This is a genomic window from Roseivirga sp. UBA1976 (genome assembly GCF_002336325.1).
GTDB lineage: Bacteria > Bacteroidota > Bacteroidia > Cytophagales > Cyclobacteriaceae > Roseivirga > Roseivirga thermotolerans.
Genome location: NZ_DDDQ01000071.1, coordinates 1 through 21,177, shown reverse-complemented (window position 1 = coordinate 21,177; position 21,177 = coordinate 1). Strand labels below are relative to the sequence as shown.

Sequence of the window (21,177 nt, the reverse complement as noted above, 5' to 3'; positions counted from 1 at the left end):
CGTACCCACAAGCACGCCCTCATCCCCTCGTGAATCTCCGCTACGCTGCGATTTCGAACCGTTCGAATCCAGAGATTCATCACTTTATTCATGCTGTAGGAGAAGGATTCGAACCTTCACGGAGAGGTTAGGCCGATTGGCTTTATCCCAGAGTCTCCACCCTCGAGAAAGGAGGGCACGGCTGCCTGTTTCGTCATCCTACAGTGTAAAACATTCTTTTCTGTTACTATTCCGTTTGAATGTGATTCAAAGGTAGGTCAAAACTTCATTTGAATAAAACATCAATAACAAAACAAAGCAATTATTACAGATTAATTAATAGAATGTATATTTGATTCAAAATTCAATAATCTAAGAAAGCTGATATGCCGGAAAATTACGAAATCGATAATGTAGACCTCAAAATACTGTCGCTGCTTCAAAACAACGCCAAGAAACCCTACACAGAAATTGCCAAATCGGCCTTCGTTTCTAGCGGAACAGTACATGTAAGAATGAATAAGCTCGAAAAGATGGGAGTAGTTAAAGGTGCTTCACTCGATCTTAACCTGAATAAACTGGGCTATACGGTCAGTAGTTTTTTGGGAGTATTCCTTTCTAAAAGTTCGCTTTACGACCGTGTGGCCAGTCAGCTAGTGAAAATTCCGGAAATTACATCTATTCACTACACCACAGGTAACTACAGTATGTTCATTAGAGTATATGCCAAGAATACAGACCATCTTAAAAACATACTGCATGATAAGATTCAGAAAGTAGATGGAATAGAGCGAACCGAAACCTTTGTAATTCTCGAAGAAACATTGAGCAGAAGTATACAGTTAGACGTCTGACGGTGATGCACTATTGACATCCTCTATAAAGTATTGGGAAATTTCTCTGTCAGGAAACCATTACTTCGGTGGATAGGTTGTAACTTTGTGTTTAAAACCAGTCTAAATAAGATTGTATGAGTGACGATAATCAAATCCTTGAAGAGTTTACCTCCAAAGAATACGAGTTCGGATGGACCGTGGATTTGGAGGCTGATGAAGCTCCAAAAGGGTTGAACGAAGATATAGTCCGTTTTATCTCTGCCAAGAAAGAAGAGCCTCAATGGCTATTGGAATGGCGACTCAAGGCTTTCCGGATTTGGCAAAAAATGGAAGAACCTGATTGGGCCAATGTAAAATACCCAAGGGTTGACTATCAGGATATCAAATACTATTCTGCGCCCAAACAAAAGAAAAAACCCAAATCGCTTGACGAGGTAGATCCGGAGCTTCTGGCTACTTTCGAGAAACTTGGTATTTCACTAACCGAGCAAAAGCGACTCACCGGTGTGGCCGTAGATGCAGTTATTGACTCCGTGTCGGTTGCCACTACCTTTAAAGAAACGCTTTCTGAGCTGGGCATTATTTTCTGCTCGTTTTCAGAAGCCGTTCAGGAACACCCGGAGCTCATTAAAAAGCACTTGGGTTCTGTTGTACCTCAGACCGACAACTATTTTGCAGCGCTTAACTCGGCTGTTTTTTCCGATGGCTCCTTCTGCTACATTCCGAAAGGCGTTCGCTGCCCAATGGAACTCTCTACGTACTTTAGAATTAATGCCGCCAATACCGGTCAGTTCGAAAGAACACTGATTGTTGCCGAAGAAGGTTCGTATGTAAGTTATCTGGAAGGTTGTACAGCCCCGATGCGCGATGAAAATCAATTGCATGCGGCCGTGGTAGAAATCAAAGCAGCCAAAGATGCCGAAGTAAAATACTCTACCGTGCAAAACTGGTACCCTGGCGATAAGAATGGCAAGGGTGGTATTTACAACTTTGTGACCAAAAGAGGGATTTGCGAAGGTGATAACTCCAAAATATCATGGACACAGGTAGAAACAGGCTCAGCCGTAACATGGAAATACCCTTCTTGTATACTAAAAGGAGATAACTCTCAGGGTGAGTTCTACTCTGTAGCTGTTACCAACAACTATCAGCAGGCAGACACCGGCACCAAAATGATTCATATTGGTAAAAACACCAAGTCTAGAATTGTTTCTAAAGGAATTTCGGCCGGGTTCTCGCAGAACAGCTACCGCGGACAGGTGCACGTAATGAAACGAGCCACCAATGCTCGGAACTTCTCTCAGTGCGACTCTTTGCTCATGGGCGATAAGTGTGGAGCCCACACCTTCCCCTACATAGATATAGAAAACAGTTCGGCCCAGGTTGAACATGAGGCCACAACCTCAAAAATTGGAGAAGATCAGATTTTCTATTGCCAACAAAGAGGTATTGATGAAGAGTCTGCTGTAGCCCTGATTGTGAACGGCTATGCCAAAGAGGTATTGAATAAATTGCCAATGGAGTTTGCCGTAGAAGCTCAGAAGTTGCTGGCACTAACCCTCGAAGGATCGGTAGGGTAACTCCTGGCTCGTGGTTTTTAATTCATAGTTTATTGTTCATAGACTCAATTGCATGGCTCTAATTAACAAAATAGAGGATTTGAAGGTCTGGCAGGAAGCCAGAGTTTTGGATAAGCTTGTTTTTGAGTTTCTATATAACAATTCATATTTAAAAGATTATGACTTAAAAAATCAGGTCAACCCAGCTTCAGGCTCAATAATGGATAATATTGCAGAAGGTTTTGGTAGAGGTGGAAACAAGGAGTTTAGGCAGTTTTTGACCGTTGCCAGGGGATTTTGCGCTGAAGTCCGGTCAAAAGTAATAAGGGCTACTGATAGAAATTATACTACCATTGACCAAAGTAATGAACTTCTAGAGAAGCTTGAGTTGGTTACTAAAATGATCAATGGGTTTATCAAATATTTATACAACACAGACTTAAAAGGAAGTAAGTATAAAGTTGAGGAAGAAGCCTCTGATTACGGTTTTGACCTTAAACTTTGAACTATAAACAGTGAACTAAATGCTTAGCATAAAAAACCTACAAGCTAAAATTGAGGAGAAGGAAATCCTGAGAGGCATCAATCTGGAGGTAAAAGCAGGTGAAGTACATGCCATTATGGGACCTAACGGGTCGGGTAAAAGTACGCTAGCCTCTGTATTGGCCGGAAGAGAAGATTATGAAGTAACCGGTGGAGAAGTAACGTTTGACGGAAAAGACCTGCTGGATATGGATGCCGATGAAAGGGCTAGAGAAGGTGTTTTTCTTGCGTTTCAGTATCCGGTAGAAATTCCGGGAGTGAGCACAACCAACTTCATGAAAACTGCCATCAATCAGGTGAGAGAGCACAGAGGTGAAAAGCCACTGGATGCAGTTTCGTTCCTTAAGCTAATGAAGGAAAAAATGAAGCTTGTAGATATTGACCAGTCGCTATTGAGTAGATCGCTCAACGAAGGCTTTTCAGGAGGAGAAAAGAAACGCAACGAAATCTTCCAAATGGCCATGTTGGAGCCAAAACTCTCTATTCTGGACGAAACCGATTCAGGTCTCGACATTGATGCGCTGCGCATAGTTTCCAATGGAGTAAACGCCCTAAAGTCTAAAGACAACGCCACCATAGTAGTTACTCACTACCAAAGACTTCTGGACTACATTGTGCCAGACTTTGTGCATGTACTCTACAAAGGAAGAATCGTGAAATCTGGTGGCAAAGAGTTGGCACTCGAACTGGAAGAAAAAGGATACGACTGGATTAAAGAAGAAGCTGAAGCCGCAGTTTAAATATGAAGAAATTCGCAGGACAATCCATCATAGATAAACTCTCTGAAAGGTTTGAGGCATCACGGCCGCAGCTTACCAGCAACACGGCTATAGCCGAGATTCGCGAAAAAGCTCTCAACCATCTCGTTCAGAATGGGCTACCCCATGCCAAGGCAGAAGAGTATAAGTTTACCAACCTTACCAAGGCCCTGGAAAAGCACATTAACTTTTCCATGGAAGAAGAAAGTACCGAGGTAAACCAAGGGGATGTTGAAAAGTATAGAATCGAAGGCCTTGAGGCTTATTACATAACCTTCATAAACGGAAAGTTCTCAGAGCAGTTTTCCGATACAATTGAAGAGAATAGTATTTCATTCTCTACCCTTTCCAATGCTATTGCCAGCAATAGCGCATTGGCAGAAAAACACTTCGACAAACTTTCTAAATGCACGGAAGACGCATTTGTAGCCATGAATGCCGTGCTGGCCAACGAGGGAGCTGTTATTGACATAAAGGCCAATGCAGTTATAGAGAAGCCCGTTTTTATTCAGTTCATAAATACGCGGTCGTCTGACGTTCAGGCCAAAAACCTGATTCGTGTTGGAGAAAATGCTCAGGTAACCATTATCGAAAAAGTGGATACCCTTGCAGCAGAACCCGGTTTTAGCAACGTGGTGAATGAGATTGAGGTGGCTGCAGGTGCCAATGCCAAGTTCTACAAAATTGAGAACGATAGCCCTACCTCCTACCACATATCCAACATACATGTAACACAAGCCAAAGACAGCACATTTACGGTCAACACCATCGCCCTAAATGGTGCCATGGTTAGAAACAATCTGGACATTAAGCTTAATGCCGAAGGTTGTGAAGCCAATATGAACGGATTGTATCTGTTAGCCGGTAAAACCCATGTAGACAATCACACCACCGTTGATCATACCATGCCTAATGCGCTCTCCAACGAGCTGTACAAAGGCATTATGGACGATCAATCGAAAGGCGTTTTCAACGGAAAGATTTTTGTGAGAAAAGATGCACAAAAAACAAACGCCTTTCAGTCTAACAAAAACATACTCCTAACAGACGATGCTACGGTGAACACCAAACCACAGCTGGAAATATGGGCTGATGATGTAAAGTGTTCGCATGGATGTACTACAGGTCAATTAGATAAAGACGCCCTCTTTTACCTGATGGCCCGCGGTATTAAAAAAGACAGAGCCATGGCCATGCTCTTGCATGCCTTTGCCAGCGATGTTATAGAAAACCTTGAAATTGAGGCCATTCAGGCCTATGTAGAGGCAATCATTACCAGCAGATTAGAGAAATAATATGTCAGATACTTCAGTAGTATCAACGCAACTCGATATAGAAGCCATAAGAGCAGAGTTTCCCGTACTTCATCAACAAGTAAACGGAAAACCTCTGGTTTACTTCGATAATGCCGCAACCAACCAAAAACCTCTTCAGGTTATCAACGCGTTGAAGCATCATTACGAAGCAGATAATGCCAACATACACCGCGGCATACATACTTTGGCCGAGCGCTCTACAACGGCCTTTGAAGACACACGCAAAGCGGTGCAGGCTTTTATTAATGCCAATGAAGCCGAAGAAATTATTTTCACCAAAGGCACAACAGAATCCATCAACCTGGTGGCCTCATCGTGGGGCAGAAAGTTTCTCCAGAGTGGAGACGAAATCATAGTATCCGGACTAGAGCATCACTCCAATATTGTACCCTGGCAGCTAATAGCCCAAGAAAAAGGAGCTAAAGTAAGAGCTATCCCTGTAATGGAAAATGGCGACCTAGATATAGCCGCCTTCAGTCAACTATTGTCTCACAAAACCAGACTGGTAGCGGTGAACCACGCCTCCAATTCGTTGGGTACCATTAACCCGGTAAAACAAATTATTGAAATGGCTCATGCCCGGGGAGCAAAGGTGCTGATCGATGGTGCGCAGGCATCGTCTCACCTCCCCATAGATGTTCAGCAACTCAACGCTGACTTTTATGCCTTTTCGGCTCACAAAATGTATGGTCCCACAGGTGTCGGTATTCTCTATGGTAAGCGGTCGTTGCTGGAGAAAATGCCTCCATACCAGGGAGGTGGTGAAATGATCAAAGAGGTTTCTTTCGAAAAGACCACCTTTAATGACATCCCGTACAAGTTCGAAGCCGGAACCCCCAACATTGCCGATGTAGTGGCCTTCAAAGCCGCTATCGATTTTATTAATCGTGTAGGTAAAGAGCATATAGCTCAGTACGAAGAACAACTGCTCACCTATGCTACCTCACAACTCAAAAATATTGAAGGGGTAAAAATTATTGGAGAAGCACTTCATAAAGTGAGTGTGGTATCTTTTGTGGTCGAAGGTATACACCATTTCGATCTGGGCATGTGGATGGACGCCAAAGGCGTTGCCGTACGTACGGGACACCACTGTACACAGCCTCTGATGGACAGATTCTGCATAGAAGGAACTACTAGAGCCTCTTTCTCCGTTTATAACACCATCGAAGAAATTGATGTATTCATTGGTGCCCTAAAGGACATAATCAAGAAACTGAAGCCATGAGTCAAAGTATTCAAGACGTTCAGAACGAAATAATCGAAGAATTTTCCATGCTGGATGGAGACATGGAAATGACCATTGGCTATGTAATGGAACTGGGTGAAACACTTGAGCCCCTGGAAGAAGAGAAGAAGACTGAAGAAAACATTGTGAAAGGCTGCCAGTCTAAAGTGTGGCTTGACGCGCAACTGCAAGGTGATAAAATTCATTTTAAGGCAGATTCCAATACAGCTATTACCAAGGGATTAGTTAGCATTTTGGTAAGAATACTTTCTGGCCGAAGCCCTAAAGAAATTGTGGATGCCGATTTGTTTTTTATCGATAAAGTGGGTCTGAACAGATTTATTGGTACACAGCGCTCCAATGGTCTTGGGGCAATGATCAAGCAAATGAAGATTTACGGACTCGCGTTTGCAACGCAAGTAAAAAGTCAATAGTAAAGCATCAAGTTCCAACAGGGATTAGATAAACACGCAGCATCTATGGATAAGCCATAGGATTTAGATATTGAGAGTGCTGAATTTTGCCTGTGGTATCTTGGGTTTTGTTCAAAACTCGACAATTGACTGAGCCCATAAGGACGATTCAAAACCACCTGATAAGAGCATCGGGCTTAATTGGTGCGAACTATATCAAGGTTAATGAGAAACTTGGAGACAAGAATTTCAAGTTTCGGTTAAAGATTGCGAGAAATGAAGCCAAAGAAACTATTTATTGGCTGAATTGGGTTTCAACTCACAACGAGGTTGGATTTGAGAAGACAAGATTAAATCTTCTCAAAAAAGCAGAAGAACTTCAGCGAATTCTTTCTGCAACAAGCAACAAATTCTGAATTGGAATTTGACACATTGAAAATTACGAAGGAATGAGTGACGCAATAAAAGAAGGATTAAGAGATGAGGTTGTAGCAGCAATAAAGACTGTTTATGACCCTGAAATCCCTGTGGACGTATACGAACTGGGGTTGATCTATGAGATTAATGTATACCCGGTAAACAACGTCTACATATTGATGACGCTAACCTCTCCTTCCTGCCCTGCTGCAGAAGTATTGCCCGATGAGGTAAAGGAAAAGGTAAAAGCTATTGAAGGAGTAAATGAAGTTGAACTGGAACTCACCTTTGACCCTCCTTTCACTATGGACATGATGTCTGAAGCAGCAAAGCTGGAACTTGGCTTCATGTAGATTAGTTCAAAGTTTCTGGTTCAGGCCGCTTTACAATGAACTTTGAACAATGAACAAATAACTTAAAACATAGAACTTTAAAACTTATAGATATGTATCCAGAGCATTTATTGGTTCCATTTAGACAAGAGCTAACCGATGCAGGCTTTACCGAGCTAAAAACAGCAGAAGCTGTTGAAGAGCATTTCAAAGACCACAAAGGCACCACGCTCATCGTCATTAACTCAGTTTGTGGTTGTGCCGCAGGAACCGCCCGTCCGGGAGTAAAAATGGGCCTTAAGCTGGCCGATAAGAAGCCTGACCATTTAATGACCGTTTTTGCCGGAGGCGATATTGAAGCCACCGCTAAGGTTAGAGAATACCACTTACCTTATCCACCTTCTTCACCTTCAGTGGTGCTTTTCAAAGATGGTGAATTGGTACACATGGTAGAAAGACATCACATCGAAGGAAGGTCGGCCGAAGTTATAGGCAACCACCTGGCCGATGTATTCGAGGAATACTGCTAATTTATTTTCAAATTTTGTGCAGCCATCATTTTGCTGTTGGCATACAAAGTTTCGTTAAGCAATGGCAAAAACCCTTGCTATTAACACTTCACCCCCATTTAGGGTATTGAACAGTTGCCAAAAGATGTTTAAAATTGAATCAACCTAAACATCTGAAGTAACTCAATCATTCAGAACAGAAAGAGGGCAATCTATAGATTGCCCTCTTTTTATTTCTATGCACCTTTATAAATACCAAGATTTAGGTATTTTTATTTATATTCAATTCAATCATCTTAAACTCCTGTATACACACACTACCCCTTCCCGGAGCGTATTTATTATACTTATTAAACAATGAGATTTAGATTACTTCTGGAAAGAACCAGCAAGCCAGGTTTTATACCTATCAACTACCAATACGAGCTGTCGGCAGCCATCTATAGGATTATAGATCAGGGCGACTCCAACTTTGCAAGATATCTGCATAACACCGGATATGTTGTAGACAATAAACCCTTTAGGCTTTTCACCTTTTCCAGGCTCAATTTTGAAGGCTATAAAATCCATAAAGAGAATGGCCGAATTGAACATGTTGGGCTAAATGCCACGCTGACTGTTTCTTTTTTAATTGATAAAGCAGCCGAAGAATTTATTAAAGGCGTATTCTTAAAAGCCAGCCTATATATAGGAGACAAAATATCAGGAGCACACTATACCATTCGACTGGTTGAAGCGCAAGCCCCAGCCTATTTCTCAGAAACCATGCATTACACCTGTATCTCTCCTGTACTATTGAAAAGAAAAAGGATTACTGGTGGAGAAGATTATCTGTCGCCTACCCACCAAGAGTTTGCTAAAATACTAATCAGTAACCTGCTCAACAAAGCACGCGCATTCACCACCACGGTTAATACCAGCTTACTATGGGAAGACCATGCAGAAATTGCTTTCAAGACCAAAGGCGAAATCAAGAAAAACGGGGTAACACTCAAGGCCTTTACCCCAGAGGCGACCAAAATGATTGCTTATATCTTCGACTTTGAACTAACCATGCCTACCTACCTCCACGAAATTGGCTACCATGCCGGTTTTGGCCATTTAAATAGCCAAGGCTTTGGTTGTGTAGAGGTGAACGAAGAAAGCTATCAGAAAACATTAAAATCTCTAGAGAAATACTGTGTAGAGAGTTAGAGTAACAAATGATGAGAGAAATCAAGAGAAACTCAAAATATGGAAAGACAAAGTAATTATCGTTTAATGGATTTTTTTCGAAGTTCTTCGGCCCTTCTCAGAACCTTATCCCTCGAAATGGGAGTCGCATTTTCCTTGAGTTCTTGCCAAACCTTTTCTCTTTCAGGCCCTGTAAATGGGTTCTTAAAATCAGGAGAAATGAATGTGCTATTTATATCAGGCATATTCAAAGATACTTATTCGAAGTCAAAACACATTACTTCAATCGAACAAAATCGACTGATAAATTATTTGAGGAGAAAATACAATTTATTTCGATCGGCAACTTTTGCATCGAGAGTTACAAACTTCCCAAAACGGTCAAACGTAACTGCAATCTCTATTCCCTTACACTCCTTAGTTAGTCCTGAAAATAGATACACAGGAAACCCTAAGAAGTACTCAGCAATTTCACAATACGAATACTCCCACTCTATCACCTCTTCCAATTCCCTTGTAGAGCGGATACCAATTTGGTGTAAAAGCGACAGGCTAAGGTTTCTATGGTCATATTCAAACTTCATAACAGTTCTTATGTATGGTTATTGTTTTTTATTCCCTACTCAAGGGTTCGATTTTAATTTGACTTCGTCAATACTACCTGATATTGTTTCAATTCTCTTAATAAGTACGATTTCTTTGCTAAAGATAGTTAATAAATTCAATAATACCTTATATTAGGGATATGAGAATATTAATAACCACCTCAGCTAATTACAATCACGTCTCTTTTGACCACTTGCCCCTATTAGTAGGAACCATCCATAAATGGCTTGGAACTAATAATGCAATACACGGAACTACATCTCTTTACTCATTTTCTTGGTTACAAGGGGGAAAGCAGGAAAATGGCGGGCTTTGCTTTTCAAAGGGAGCCAGTTTTTTCATCAGTGCTCATGATGAAGGGTTGGCTAAACAAATCGTGAAAGGCGCAATGGGTCAGCCCGAATTATTTGCCGGAATGCTGGTGAAAGAGATCAGAATACAAGATACGCCTGTGTTTGATAGAGATGAGGAATATTTTTCGGTAGCAAGCCCTATCTTGATCAAGGTCAAAGAAGAAACCCGTGTAAAGCATTGTCTTTATAACGACCCAGAAGCCAATGAGGTACTTACACGATCCATGCAAAGGAAAATGGATATTGCAGGAATAGACCCGACAGGAATGTCTATTTCATTTGATCCCGACTATCGATCGGCCCATACCAAATTGATTAATTACAAGGGCATCGGAAACAGAGCAAGTATATGTCCAGTGATGGTAAAAGGTTCACCAGAACAAATTGCCTTTGTCTGGAATGTGGGGGTTGGGCATAGTACGGGTATTGGATTTGGTGCTTTAAACTGAACAATCACACACAAAAGCTCTCTAAGGTCTTAAGAACCTTGGAGGTTAGAAAATTTAAAAGAATGAACTACCATATTGTAAAATATTCAGGCCCATTTGGTTTCATTAAGCCTTGGACTGCCGTTAGGGATATCGAAACCTTTAGTCAACAGTTCTTAACACCTTCAATAGTCGAAGGGATAGAGAAGAAGCTTTTCCCCAAATTATTGAATTCCAATGGTATACAAAAAATCGTTGGACATAGACTCTACTACGATCAAATTACAAATCAACAAGAAGTTATTCAAACCAGGGGATGGAACTCAACTCGAAAAGGCTCACAGTTTCATTTTAAAAGACCAACCGCTATATTAATTAGGGGTCTTCTTCAAAACCCTGTGCTACATCTGGCATTTAAGACAATGGAAGAAGCACAAATAGCTCATTCACAACACGTATGCCTATGTCGAAATGAGGATTTAATATTTCCAGAGGAAATAATTGAGGCAACAAAGCAAGAATTTGAAGTTAATGAGGAGCTTTTCCCTGGTTACGAATTGGTCTTTGAAAAAAATGAGAAGTCATTTTTGGTTGGGTATCATCGGGTAACCCAGCAGCCAATGTATGGGTGGATAAGAGTAGTAGGCCAACCTGTAAATGCTTACTAATGGATCAACTCTTTGCCAAATCTGCCCCGGAATGGACTCCTTTGAAAGATCATCTACTGCATGTAGCCAGTGCGGCCCAGGTCTTTGCCCGTCATTTGAACATGGATGACCAGTTGGCTTTTAAAGGTGCTGTGTTGCATGACATTGGAAAGGCTCATCCGCGCTTCCAAAAACGGTTGAAGGAAAGGGATAGTAATGGTAACACGTTTCGTCATGAAATAACTTCCCTCCTCTTTTTATCCGTTTTCCCCGAAGCTGAATATGAGGCTTTAATTGAAATGGTAGTAGGGCATCATAAATCAGTCAGAAATGATGCAGGGGACAAAGGGCTTCTTGATCTGGAAAAAGGATATGATTACGAAGACTTTCACATTGGGAAATGGGATGAGTGGAGTCCGAGGGCTTTTAGTTTGCTAAATGAACTGGGAATAATTTGCTCCCCTTTTAACGAGGAAACAGCCAGAGATAACCTTACACAGAGTATCCGGTTCTGTAAGAGAAAGACCAAAGAACGGGGATATTCAGAATGGCGTGGTGTTTTGATGGGAGCTGATCATTTTGCCTCTGCCCTTATCAATGATACAGAAAAGCACCTCAGTAATGCTTTTAGAATCCCAGACCTTGGCTTTTTCAACCGTACCCACAAGCTTTATCCGTTATCAGAAAAAAAAACCCATTCAGATAAAAAGCACACCATAGTAGTAGCTTGTACTGGAGCAGGTAAAACAGACTTTTTATTCAAACGCACACAAGGCAGAGTTTTTTATACGCTCCCATTTCAGGCATCCATAAACGCCATGTACAAGCGCCTAGCAAAAGATTTAAGGGATACGAATCCCGATTTAGACATACGTATACTTCATGCTTCTTCCAGCATAGTAAAACGAAAAGGCTCAGAGGAAGAGTCTGTGTTACAATCTATGTTCGGTTCCTCAATCAAGATACTAACCCCGCATCAACTAGCCGCTATTGCTTTTGGTATGAAAGGCTATGAAGCCCTTCTTCTTGATCTAAAGGGCTGTGATATTATTCTGGATGAAATCCATACCTATACAGGTGTTTCCCAGGCTATTGTGTTGAAACTGGTAGAAATCCTTAGGTCTATTGACTGCCGAATCCATATTGGCACGGCTACTATGCCAACTTCTTTGTATGCGAAAATCCTAGACCTGTTAGGTGATGATGTATGTGAGGTGAAACTTTCAGATGAAGAAATGGATCAGTTTGACAGACACACCGTCCACAAATTGCAAGCATTTGATGAGGCCAGGCCGATCATTGAAAAGGCAATTGACAGGCACGAAAAAGTACTGGTGGTATGTAATCTGGTTGCGAATGCTCAGGATGTTTACCGGTCACTCACTGAGCAATATCCGGATACAGATATTTTGCTACTACATAGCCGATTCAAGCGAGGAGACAGAAACCTGAAAGAAAAAGAACTGATCGGTCTGGATGACGAGGGGAATCCGACCGGACAATATAATACGAGCAATAGGGCTTGTATTGTAGTGTCTACTCAAATTGTAGAGGTGAGCCTGGACATCAGCTTTGATGTGATGATCACCGAGTGCGCACCCATCGATGCGTTAATCCAACGGTTTGGACGTGTAAATCGCAAGCGGTCTCAAGAAACCATCGGCATAACAAAACCTGTCTACGTCATCACTCCTCCTGAAAGTGAGCGTGAAGCCAAACCGTATGATCTGGAGGTACTGAAGCGGACTTTCGGAGTACTTCCTGATGGGGAAATACTTAAAGAACGGCACTTGCAGCAGAAGATAGATCAGGTGTTTCCTGAGATCGATTTTTTGAACATAGAGGAACATGCCGTTTTCAAAGCAGATGGAAGTATCCGTATCGACCAGTTGACGCACAGGAGTAAGTCGATCCTTTTTGAGTTGCTTGATATTGATTCGGTCTCTTGCATCACCGAAGGAGATGAAGCTGCTTACAACGACTCCTGTTTTGGCGCCAGACTCCATATGGAAATTCCCACGAGGTATTTCAGTGTAAAAAATATGCGACAATCGCTAAAAGGTAATCGGCCATTTATAGTGCCAGACAAGGCATATAGCTTCGAATCAGGATTGGACGTGAAGCTAATCAGGGAATTAAATTTTGATGTAAACAACCAAATGCTATGATCACATCAGTAGTTGGAAGAACATTTTTGAAAGCCTACAATGAAAAGTACGGGAAAGACTTTTCTCCAAAGGAGTTCTTTGAAGAGGAATACTGGCAGTTGTTTTATAACCATACAAAATACATGCAATGGGTGACAAACTCACCATTTGTCCAAATGAAGTCCGGTCAAAAACCTCACCTGCTGAATGAGCAAGAACGGATAGAAAAGCTTGAAGCACTTTTCGAGAAGGCGGGGAAGGAAATGCCGGACGCCAGTTTTGCTTTGGGTTTCCCAGCCTCCGAGGCTAAAGAATATGCCAGCACATCGGGACTGGTCAGCGATCTGGCAATCCCGGTTGACGAAGACGAAGTATATCTGTCATGGATAGGGAGTGGCCTGGGTATAGGAGTAGCAGGAGGGTTCACCATTCTATTTGACAATGCTGAAATTACTCTCCAAACCTATGAAGGATGGAAGATTTACCGGAAATATCTGAATGATCCTACGCTGGAGAAGCTAAGAGGAAACCAAATCAACACCTGGAATGGCCAGTGGCTAACTTATTCTATGGATCCGGACAAATACAGGGAGGACTTTGATTTTTCAGAACTAGAAAACAATGGAGTATTTAAAGCAAATGCTTCACTTGCAGAGGTTAACACAGTCAATTGGTCTCAACTGTTCTTTAGCGTATCCCAAGAATTTCCTAAAACAGAAATGATGGGATATGTCTATGGATTTGGGCAAACCAACAAAACCATTGGATTCATTCCTTTTCAGTTTAAGTCGGGAACACGGCTAAAGGATGTTTACAAGCAGCTATTTGGGGGGAAATATTCTAATCCTAAAGAGTTCGAAAGCCTATTCGGCATGCACATCAAGCGAGCTTGTGAACTGGGCAGCATCGGGCTTTTAGCACTCCGACCAGACAGCCTGGTCAAATACATGAAAGAAGGAAAGACCTTCTCAATAAAAAAGGACGAAGATGTAATAAATTATCAAGCATATAAAACCTGGTTAATAGCGATGTTATCTAAAAACAAAGAAGAAATCACAGATTATACGATGCAAATGGCCAAGGTCATTCAGTCGTATCGCAATGGTGGTAAAGGGAACTCTAGAATTACCCTTATTGACAAGAATTTATTTGAGACAAAATCCAAAAAGGAGTTTTTGGAACACTTGACAACAATAGTGTCAGATGCAGATGAAACAAACCTGGAAGACATTAAGCAATTAAAAAATGAAATCCATTTAATGACTAATGAGGAATTTGTCTATTTCAGCACACTTCTAAAGTTTGACTATACCTATCTACAACGAAAAACCAATTAAAAAAATGAACACTATTTACATTCGCACCCTCAAAAGAGCCGAGCACACAGTTTTTAATGTCGCAAATGGTCAAAAGACGTATTTTGATCAGCAATTCGGCAGAGCCATTCCATTTTCGAGTGGCCAACAGGTGAAAAGATCCTTACTTGAATCCGTTTGTGAAAGTCTTAATATTGCTCCGTCTCCCACCACCTTCCTTTTTGATGTTGATAAGCAGAAGAAGTTAGGTGAAGGTGAAGTTTACGGAACTTGTGATCCTACTTACCCTGATCAACTTTTTGGTGGCTGGATGAAAGCAATTAAGGGGGGTGGTGAAAGGACACTCAAGAGAAGAAGTCCATTATCGATTTCCGCTATGAGAGCCCTTCACCCGCTATTAGCTGGGATTGATATCAGAGGTGGAGAAGCCGGGACTTATGATCGTAGCGACCGTCCTAACAACAAAGTAATCATTCGTGGAGCTGATGGTAAGGAACTTTCAGAGACTGAGATCGAGGAACTGCTGAAAGTTGAGGGCAACACCGACAGAAGCCTCGGGAGGAAATGGCTTAATCCAGCCGACAGAGCCACCGGGCTTTTTGTCTTTGATATTGCTATTGACCTAAGAAGATTGTTCTCAGTGAGCCTCAATTCCAATGAGCCGGAAATGTCTGAGGCAACCATCGAAAAGCTTAAAGCTGAAGGCTGGGTAGAATCGGAAAATGTATTTGGTCCTTGTCTGGTAGCCCCTCAATCGCTCCGAAAAAAATGGATTGCTGGCCTGGCTCATGCCATTATCAATTGGAGAATTACTTCCAACCAATCAAGAACATTCAGCTTGATGGATACATTGGCTATAGCCATCAGCGATAATGCCAATCTGGTGGCAGGTAGTATACGAGCTAAGCTTTCTGAGGAAGACTCACGAAAAGCTGACCCAATTGTAGACGAAAACCTAAAAGGCGTTGAAACCTTCATTACCCTTCAAGCAGGGGGATATATCCTAACCAAAGGCGAAACTGCAGATGCCCTTGAAAAAGCCGAACAAAAACTCATTGACCTAATGTCTCACTATGACTATGAGCATCAGATTCCCCAAACCAACAGATAACTATAAGGTTTTTTTTGAATACACTCAGGCCATCAAAACTTTAAAACCTGATAGTCTGATTGAAATAGCACCACCATGCCAGACCATAGAATACCATTAGAGCCAGAACGAGTTTACCATGTCTACACTCATGCCAATGGAAGCGAAGATCTGTTCCGTTCCGATGAAAACTATCGGTATTTTCTGGAAAAGTACGCCACATATATATACCCTATCGCTGAAACCTTTGCCTATTGCCTTATGCCCAATCATTTGCATTTGATGGTGCGAATAAGGGGAAGGGAGATTTTATCATCTCTTCAAGGGTTCAAAGCCCTTGAAGGGATGGAATTATCCAACACGATCAGCCGCCAATTCTCTCATTTGTTCAATGGCTATACCCAGGCCTACAACCGAATGTTCAATAGAAAAGGCAGTCTTTTTATCCCAAGGTTCCATCGAAAACTAATCGACTCCAATACTTATTTTTCCACCCTTATCGCCTACATACACAACAATCCGGTAAATCACGGTTTTGTTAACAGCGCTGCCGATTGGCCTCATAGCAGTTGGAAAATCTATACAGGCAGCAAACCAACCAAACTTGCCAAAACCGAAGGCCTAAGTTGGTTTGGCGGTCAACAAGAATTTCTCGAATTCCACCTAGGCGTAAGCAATCGAAACCTTCTAACCGACTTTGAATTCTAAGCCAGTAATGCCCATAACTGCCACACATATTGCGTACTTCCATACCTGCCAACGCAAGCTTTGGCTATTTCATCACGGCATACGCATGGAGCACAATTCAGAAATTGTGGCAGAGGGTAAGCTAATTGGCGAAAGCAGCTATCAGGATCGTGCCACCAAATACACAGAACTCGAAATAGATGGGGTAAAAATAGACCATTATGACCCCAAGAATAAGATCATACATGAGGTAAAAAAGTCCAATAAGGTAGAACAAGCCCACATAGCTCAGGTGAAGTACTATTTGTATGTGCTTCACAAAAATGGAATTCAAGGAGCCAGTGCCATAATTGAATATCCTAAGTCTCGACAAAGACAGACCGTTGAATGGGAGAATGGAGATGAAAATACCATCCACCAATGGCTCAGAGATATTGTTGTACTTTTGAACTCTGCGCTATGCCCTACCCTACTCAACAAGCCCATTTGCAAAAAATGCAGCTACCACGATTTCTGTTATATCAATGAACCCCTATGAAAAAAGCCTACTACCTGTTCAACCCTGGCAGGCTAAGCCGCAAAGACCATACGTTAAAATTTACTCCTGTGGACGAAAAGAGAAATGAAGGTACTCCAAAGTACATTCCTGTGGAAGCCGTATCTGAGCTTTATTGCTTCGGTAGTCTGGATGCCAACTCAGCCCTCTATAATTTTCTGGGTAAAGCTGGCATTAGCGTGCACTTTTTCGACTATTACGAACACTACACAGGCAGCTTTCAACCCAAAGAATATCTTTTGGCCGGAAAAGTACAGATTGCCCAAACACTGCATTATGCAGACCCGGAAAAACGGCTTTTACTGGCCAAAAAACTGGTAGAAGGAGCAGCCTTCAACATTTTAAAAAACCTCCGATATTACCTCAACAGGCAAAAAGATGTACACCAACAGATAGGCATGATCAATGCTTTGAGCGATAAAATTGGTTCTACCCAAAACATACCAGAGCTAATGGGTATAGAAGGTAATATCAGGCAAACCTATTATACAGCTTTTGACATTATTTTGAATGACCATGCCATGGAAGGTCGCAGCAAACAACCTCCTCTCAATGAGGTAAACGCATTGGTATCGTTCGGCAACATGATGTGTTACACCCAATGCCTCGACCAAATTTACCATACCCAGCTCAACCCAACCATCAGTTTTTTGCATGAGCCTGGCTTTAGAAGATACTCCTTGGCGCTAGACATTGCGGAAATCTTCAAACCAATTTTGGTAGACAGGGTCATTTTTAGGGTACTGAACAAAAAGGAAATACAGTCGAAGGATTTCGACTTCCACATGAACAAAGTGCTGCTAAAGGAAGCAGGCAAAAAAACATTCATCAAAACATTCGAAGACCGCCTGAACGAAACCATTCACCACCGTACCCTTAAAAAGAATGTAAGTTACAAACACCTGGTAAAACTGGAATGCTACAAGCTTAGCAAACACATATTGGAAATAGAAAAGTACGAACCTTTTAAAATTTGGTGGTAAAATGTATGTGGTATTAGTATATGATATTGGTGAACGCAGGGTGGCCAAAATGCTCAAGCTTTGTAGGCAGTATTTGATATGGATACAGAACTCTGTTTTTGAGGGCGAGATTACCGAAGTAAAACTGAAGGAACTTATTTTTAAGGCCAAAAAATTCATGAAACCCGAAGAAGATAGTATCATAGTTTTCAAAAGTCGTGATGAAAAGTGGTTGGAAAAGGAAATCGTAGGTCATGAAAAAAATCGTCTGGATAACTTTATTTAAGGTTTAGGTTGTCGATGGGCCAACACCCTTCCCTTTGATTAGGCAGTACCTCCCCTAATACCCTCTAACCTTTGCCCAGACAGATAATTAGGGGGTTGTCGAAGCCCAGTCAAAAACAGGTTATTGCCGATCGACAATAGCCTAGCCAAAAAATCAACACATACACCCTTCCAAATAGTTTAAAAAGGTCTATTTTCGTTGTCGAACCCACGCCTTCTAATCGCACCAAGTAGGAATTGAAATATATTTCAATCACCCGGTCAAAACCAGATAGATAGACTTCTAATCGCACCAAGTAGGAATTGAAATATGCTTAGACCTCAATTGATATATCATCAATTGAATGCTTCTAATCGCACCAAGTAGGAATTGAAATTTGGTCAGGATTACGGATATGATCAGGTGATTATTCTTCTAATCGCACCAAGTAGGAATTGAAATCCTAATGCGGCAAGAACAGACAGTTCTAACAGCTTTCTTCTAATCGCACCAAGTAGGAATTGAAATAGCTCTATCAGTTCGGGCAGCCTGCAATTTGGCTTTCTTCTAATCGCACCAAGTAGGAATTGAAATCTTTTTTGCGACCCGTTTTGTAGGCAGCGTAACTGACTTCTAATCGCACCAAGTAGGAATTGAAATCTTGAAGAGATTTTCAACGAAACAGATAAGAATGTGCTTCTAATCGCACCAAGTAGGAATTGAAATAAACCGGGCTGGTATTTGAAGTGTTTAATGAAGATGCTTCTAATCGCACCAAGTAGGAATTGAAATGCTTGGTAAGACCAAAGTCTTTGTAGAGCTTTTTACTTCTAATCGCACCAAGTAGGAATTGAAATCTGAAAGTACATCCTTTAGGTCTGAGAGTTCGGCCTCTTCTAATCGCACCAAGTAGGAATTGAAATCTGTCACACCTTTCTGGGCTTCAAATACCTGATCAACTTCTAATCGCACCAAGTAGGAATTGAAATCTCACAGCAGGGCAACCATGGGTAGGTATTAACACTCTTCTAATCGCACCAAGTAGGAATTGAAATATAGGTAAAGTTGTAGACCTTAAAAAGACGCAAGGCCTTCTAATCGCACCAAGTAGGAATTGAAATATCGAAGCCAGTCCATGGTCGATGGCTGATCGAATACTTCTAATCGCACCAAGTAGGAATTGAAATTTAATGGCCTGGAAAAGATGAGCGGAGTGAGCAAGACTTCTAATCGCACCAAGTAGGAATTGAAATGGCATACACCACATTGGCCGAAGTAGGTGCCCAGGGGCTTCTAATCGCACCAAGTAGGAATTGAAATATCTTGTTAAATGTTAGATACTCTGACGAAGGTAAACTTCTAATCGCACCAAGTAGGAATTGAAATAGGCTTATCTCATTCAGACCAGTAAGCCCCTTTCTCTTCTAATCGCACCAAGTAGGAATTGAAATGATGCATATATAGGGTATGGCACACAATCGAACGGTCTTCTAATCGCACCAAGTAGGAATTGAAATCTGCATTTTCGGGAGATGGATCCGGGCTTACTAACCTTCTAATCGCACCAAGTAGGAATTGAAATCGGGTACTGGGAATTTTGGGTCTATTACAGAAAACGCTTCTAATCGCACCAAGTAGGAATTGAAATCTGAAGTTGTAGTTCTTTCTTCTGATTTTCTGAGGGCTTCTAATCGCACCAAGTAGGAATTGAAATGTACCATTGAAGGATTTTATTAAGCGCTACCAAAGCTTCTAATCGCACCAAGTAGGAATTGAAATAGGGGGAAGGTGTTTCTTTGTGCTAAAAACAAATGTCTTCTAATCGCACCAAGTAGGAATTGAAATGCACTTCATAGCAATCAAAATCCCAGCCTGCAATGCTTCTAATCGCACCAAGTAGGAATTGAAATAAATATCCGAAAGAATTGCCCTGGTGGCGGAAGCTCCTTCTAATCGCACCAAGTAGGAATTGAAATACCGAACAGGCAGGCTTAGAAAGGAGGGGAAAAAATCTTCTAATCGCACCAAGTAGGAATTGAAATAAGCTTCAGCGATTATTTTATCTATTTAAGCTCATTCTTCTAATCGCACCAAGTAGGAATTGAAATTTTGTTAACAGCAAGCAAGAAGGAGAAAAGATTAACCTTCTAATCGCACCAAGTAGGAATTGAAATCGGCTTTTACCAGTGCCCAGGTGGTGCAATTACAGACTTCTAATCGCACCAAGTAGGAATTGAAATAGATTTTCGGTGCGGAAGAAGGGGAGCAAATTGAGCCTTCTAATCGCACCAAGTAGGAATTGAAATCTGCATTGAACCTATGTGGGTTAAGCATCAATCATTCTTCTAATCGCACCAAGTAGGAATTGAAAAAAGATTGCAGGGTCAGGATGTAACTTTCAGCATGTCTTCTAATCGCACCAAGTAGGAATTGAAAAAACAATAGACGACCTTAATGCTATTGCTTGCGAGACCTTCTAATCGCACCAAGTAGGAATTGAAATAAAGTTGGCGACTACGGCATCGGGAATAACGGTGACTTCTAATCGCACCAAGTAGGAATTGAAATTGGGCTTTGCTGCCATAATTATAGGCTAAAGATACTCTTCTAATCGCACCAAGTAGGAATTGAAATATGATCAGACATGGGTAGATAAAATTAGAACTACGCCTTCTAATCGCACCAAGTAGGAATTGAAATCTTCTTTTAATGTGCATGTTTACTGACTTCTCTATGCTTCTAATCGCACCAAGTAGGAATTGAAATTAGGCTATCAGATCCGCAACCAAATCGCCATGAATTCTTCTAATCGCACCAAGTAGGAATTGAAATTTTTATAGGAGTAAGGTTGCTTAAAGTACTCAAATGCTTCTAATCGCACCAAGTAGGAATTGAAATGGGCTTGAGAGTGAGAGATATCCTAACACGCAAAAGCACTCCCCATCGGAGAGTGCTTTTTAGTGAGTCTGTTAAAAACAGTCTCATAGACACATAGTTGTCTGATCTACATACGTAGCCACGGTCTATTTCTCCACAGTAATGATGTATTCACCGGCC

General features: G+C 41.5%; 21 protein-coding genes and 1 CRISPR repeat array. Of the genes, 20 read left to right on the top strand and 1 reads right to left on the bottom strand.

Going from position 1 to position 21,177, the window contains the following annotated elements; translation table 11 throughout:
• The first annotated feature begins 365 nt into the window (after positions 1-365).
• The 11 genes from B3763_RS07275 to cas6 (B3763_RS07230) all read left to right on the top strand — a co-directional run bounded on the left by B3763_RS07275 (position 366) and on the right by cas6 (B3763_RS07230) (position 9,084).
• Positions 366-833 carry an Lrp/AsnC ligand binding domain-containing protein gene (locus B3763_RS07275; protein ID WP_189630843.1) on the top strand — a complete coding sequence of 156 codons (468 nt, stop codon included), beginning with the start codon at positions 366-368 and terminating at the stop codon, positions 831-833.
• Between the two features lie 116 nt (positions 834-949).
• Positions 950-2,395 (top strand): Fe-S cluster assembly protein SufB, encoded by a 1,446-nt coding sequence (sufB, locus tag B3763_RS07270; RefSeq protein WP_189630842.1) that lies wholly within the window; start codon positions 950-952, stop codon positions 2,393-2,395.
• A 52-nt stretch (positions 2,396-2,447) separates the two neighbouring features.
• Positions 2,448-2,879, top strand: coding sequence for a four helix bundle protein (locus tag B3763_RS07265; protein WP_286745233.1), 432 nt, complete (start codon positions 2,448-2,450; stop codon positions 2,877-2,879).
• 19 nt (positions 2,880-2,898) lie between these two features.
• Positions 2,899-3,657: a Fe-S cluster assembly ATPase SufC gene (gene sufC, locus B3763_RS07260; RefSeq protein WP_189630840.1), complete on the top strand. Its 759-nt coding sequence runs from the start codon at positions 2,899-2,901 to the stop codon at positions 3,655-3,657.
• A gap of 2 nt (positions 3,658-3,659) precedes the next feature.
• Positions 3,660-4,970, top strand: coding sequence for a Fe-S cluster assembly protein SufD (gene sufD / locus B3763_RS07255; RefSeq protein WP_286745231.1), 1,311 nt, complete (start codon positions 3,660-3,662; stop codon positions 4,968-4,970).
• A gap of 1 nt (position 4,971) precedes the next feature.
• Positions 4,972-6,219, top strand: coding sequence for an aminotransferase class V-fold PLP-dependent enzyme (locus B3763_RS07250; RefSeq protein WP_286745229.1), 1,248 nt, complete (start codon positions 4,972-4,974; stop codon positions 6,217-6,219).
• The gene (locus B3763_RS07245; RefSeq protein ID WP_189630837.1) at positions 6,216-6,653 is read left to right on the top strand and encodes a SufE family protein; all 438 of its coding nucleotides are present in this window, start codon (positions 6,216-6,218) and stop codon (positions 6,651-6,653) included. The genes B3763_RS07250 and B3763_RS07245 overlap by 4 nt, the downstream gene beginning before the upstream one ends.
• A 92-nt stretch (positions 6,654-6,745) precedes the next feature.
• Positions 6,746-7,048: a four helix bundle protein gene (locus B3763_RS19050; protein WP_353884914.1), complete on the top strand. Its 303-nt coding sequence runs from the start codon at positions 6,746-6,748 to the stop codon at positions 7,046-7,048.
• 33 nt (positions 7,049-7,081) lie between these two features.
• Positions 7,082-7,402: an SUF system Fe-S cluster assembly protein gene (locus B3763_RS07240; protein WP_286745225.1), complete on the top strand. Its 321-nt coding sequence runs from the start codon at positions 7,082-7,084 to the stop codon at positions 7,400-7,402.
• Between the two features lie 92 nt (positions 7,403-7,494).
• Complete coding sequence (locus tag B3763_RS07235) at positions 7,495-7,911, top strand: BrxA/BrxB family bacilliredoxin (RefSeq protein WP_189630834.1); 417 nt, start codon at positions 7,495-7,497, stop codon at positions 7,909-7,911.
• A 336-nt stretch (positions 7,912-8,247) separates the two neighbouring features.
• The gene (cas6, locus tag B3763_RS07230) at positions 8,248-9,084 is read left to right on the top strand and encodes a CRISPR-associated endoribonuclease Cas6 (RefSeq protein WP_286745223.1); all 837 of its coding nucleotides are present in this window, start codon (positions 8,248-8,250) and stop codon (positions 9,082-9,084) included.
• A gap of 287 nt (positions 9,085-9,371) precedes the next feature.
• On the opposite strand, the gene B3763_RS07225 is transcribed toward cas6 (B3763_RS07230), so the two are convergent.
• Entirely contained in the window at positions 9,372-9,647 is a 276-nt protein-coding gene (locus B3763_RS07225) for a hypothetical protein (RefSeq protein ID WP_286745220.1), read from the bottom strand.
• 161 nt (positions 9,648-9,808) lie between these two features.
• Between B3763_RS07225 and cas6 (B3763_RS07220) the strand changes: the two genes are divergently transcribed.
• The 9 genes from cas6 (B3763_RS07220) (at position 9,809) to cas2 (ending at position 18,141) form a co-directional block, all read left to right on the top strand.
• Positions 9,809-10,471, top strand: coding sequence for a CRISPR-associated endoribonuclease Cas6 (cas6, locus tag B3763_RS07220; protein WP_286745217.1), 663 nt, complete (start codon positions 9,809-9,811; stop codon positions 10,469-10,471).
• 38 nt (positions 10,472-10,509) lie between these two features.
• Complete coding sequence (locus tag B3763_RS07215; RefSeq protein ID WP_286745215.1) at positions 10,510-11,118, top strand: hypothetical protein; 609 nt, start codon at positions 10,510-10,512, stop codon at positions 11,116-11,118.
• Positions 11,118-13,265, top strand: a complete 2,148-nt coding sequence (gene cas3, locus B3763_RS07210) for a CRISPR-associated helicase Cas3' (RefSeq protein ID WP_286745213.1) — start codon at positions 11,118-11,120, stop codon at positions 13,263-13,265. Before B3763_RS07215 ends, cas3 begins: the two co-directional genes overlap by 1 nt.
• Positions 13,262-14,581, top strand: coding sequence for a hypothetical protein (locus tag B3763_RS07205; RefSeq protein WP_286745211.1), 1,320 nt, complete (start codon positions 13,262-13,264; stop codon positions 14,579-14,581). The genes cas3 and B3763_RS07205 overlap by 4 nt, the downstream gene beginning before the upstream one ends.
• 4 nt (positions 14,582-14,585) lie before the next feature.
• Positions 14,586-15,671 carry a CRISPR-associated protein Cas7 gene (locus tag B3763_RS07200; protein ID WP_286745209.1) on the top strand — a complete coding sequence of 362 codons (1,086 nt, stop codon included), beginning with the start codon at positions 14,586-14,588 and terminating at the stop codon, positions 15,669-15,671.
• 75 nt (positions 15,672-15,746) lie between these two features.
• Positions 15,747-16,358, top strand: a complete 612-nt coding sequence (locus tag B3763_RS07195; RefSeq protein ID WP_286745204.1) for a transposase — start codon at positions 15,747-15,749, stop codon at positions 16,356-16,358.
• Positions 16,348-16,875, top strand: a complete 528-nt coding sequence (gene cas4 / locus B3763_RS07190) for a CRISPR-associated protein Cas4 (RefSeq protein WP_286745200.1) — start codon at positions 16,348-16,350, stop codon at positions 16,873-16,875. Before B3763_RS07195 ends, cas4 begins: the two co-directional genes overlap by 11 nt.
• On the top strand, positions 16,872-17,876 hold the full coding sequence (gene cas1b, locus B3763_RS07185; RefSeq protein WP_286745196.1) for a type I-B CRISPR-associated endonuclease Cas1b: 1,005 nt from the start codon (positions 16,872-16,874) through the stop codon (positions 17,874-17,876). The genes cas4 and cas1b overlap by 4 nt, the downstream gene beginning before the upstream one ends.
• 1 nt (position 17,877) lies before the next feature.
• Positions 17,878-18,141 (top strand): CRISPR-associated endonuclease Cas2, encoded by a 264-nt coding sequence (gene cas2 / locus B3763_RS07180; protein ID WP_286745192.1) that lies wholly within the window; start codon positions 17,878-17,880, stop codon positions 18,139-18,141.
• A gap of 213 nt (positions 18,142-18,354) precedes the next feature.
• Positions 18,355-21,018: direct repeats of the CRISPR family, unit length 30 nt; unit sequence CTTCTAATCGCACCAAGTAGGAATTGAAAT.
• Positions 21,019-21,177: the final 159 nt, after the last annotated feature.

Excerpts from the sequence above, each read along its gene's own strand:
- B3763_RS07275 (WP_189630843.1), top strand. The coding sequence starts at position 366 with ATGCCGGAAAATTACGAAATCGATAATGTAGACCTCAAAATACTGTCG.
- cas2 (WP_286745192.1), top strand. The coding sequence starts at position 17,878 with ATGTATGTGGTATTAGTATATGATATTGGTGAACGCAGGGTGGCCAAA.
- cas6 (WP_286745217.1), top strand. The coding sequence starts at position 9,809 with ATGAGAATATTAATAACCACCTCAGCTAATTACAATCACGTCTCTTTT.
- B3763_RS07245 (WP_189630837.1), top strand. The coding sequence starts at position 6,216 with ATGAGTCAAAGTATTCAAGACGTTCAGAACGAAATAATCGAAGAATTT.
- B3763_RS07225 (WP_286745220.1), bottom strand. The coding sequence starts at position 9,647 with ATGAAGTTTGAATATGACCATAGAAACCTTAGCCTGTCGCTTTTACAC.
- B3763_RS07235 (WP_189630834.1), top strand. The coding sequence starts at position 7,495 with ATGTATCCAGAGCATTTATTGGTTCCATTTAGACAAGAGCTAACCGAT.
- B3763_RS07205 (WP_286745211.1), top strand. The coding sequence starts at position 13,262 with ATGATCACATCAGTAGTTGGAAGAACATTTTTGAAAGCCTACAATGAA.
- cas3 (WP_286745213.1), top strand. The coding sequence starts at position 11,118 with ATGGATCAACTCTTTGCCAAATCTGCCCCGGAATGGACTCCTTTGAAA.
- B3763_RS07200 (WP_286745209.1), top strand. The coding sequence starts at position 14,586 with ATGAACACTATTTACATTCGCACCCTCAAAAGAGCCGAGCACACAGTT.
- B3763_RS07265 (WP_286745233.1), top strand. The coding sequence starts at position 2,448 with ATGGCTCTAATTAACAAAATAGAGGATTTGAAGGTCTGGCAGGAAGCC.
- sufB (WP_189630842.1), top strand. The coding sequence starts at position 950 with ATGAGTGACGATAATCAAATCCTTGAAGAGTTTACCTCCAAAGAATAC.
- B3763_RS07240 (WP_286745225.1), top strand. The coding sequence starts at position 7,082 with ATGAGTGACGCAATAAAAGAAGGATTAAGAGATGAGGTTGTAGCAGCA.
- B3763_RS07250 (WP_286745229.1), top strand. The coding sequence starts at position 4,972 with ATGTCAGATACTTCAGTAGTATCAACGCAACTCGATATAGAAGCCATA.
- sufD (WP_286745231.1), top strand. The coding sequence starts at position 3,660 with ATGAAGAAATTCGCAGGACAATCCATCATAGATAAACTCTCTGAAAGG.
- sufC (WP_189630840.1), top strand. The coding sequence starts at position 2,899 with ATGCTTAGCATAAAAAACCTACAAGCTAAAATTGAGGAGAAGGAAATC.
- cas1b (WP_286745196.1), top strand. The coding sequence starts at position 16,872 with ATGAAAAAAGCCTACTACCTGTTCAACCCTGGCAGGCTAAGCCGCAAA.
- cas6 (WP_286745223.1), top strand. The coding sequence starts at position 8,248 with ATGAGATTTAGATTACTTCTGGAAAGAACCAGCAAGCCAGGTTTTATA.
- B3763_RS07195 (WP_286745204.1), top strand. The coding sequence starts at position 15,747 with ATGCCAGACCATAGAATACCATTAGAGCCAGAACGAGTTTACCATGTC.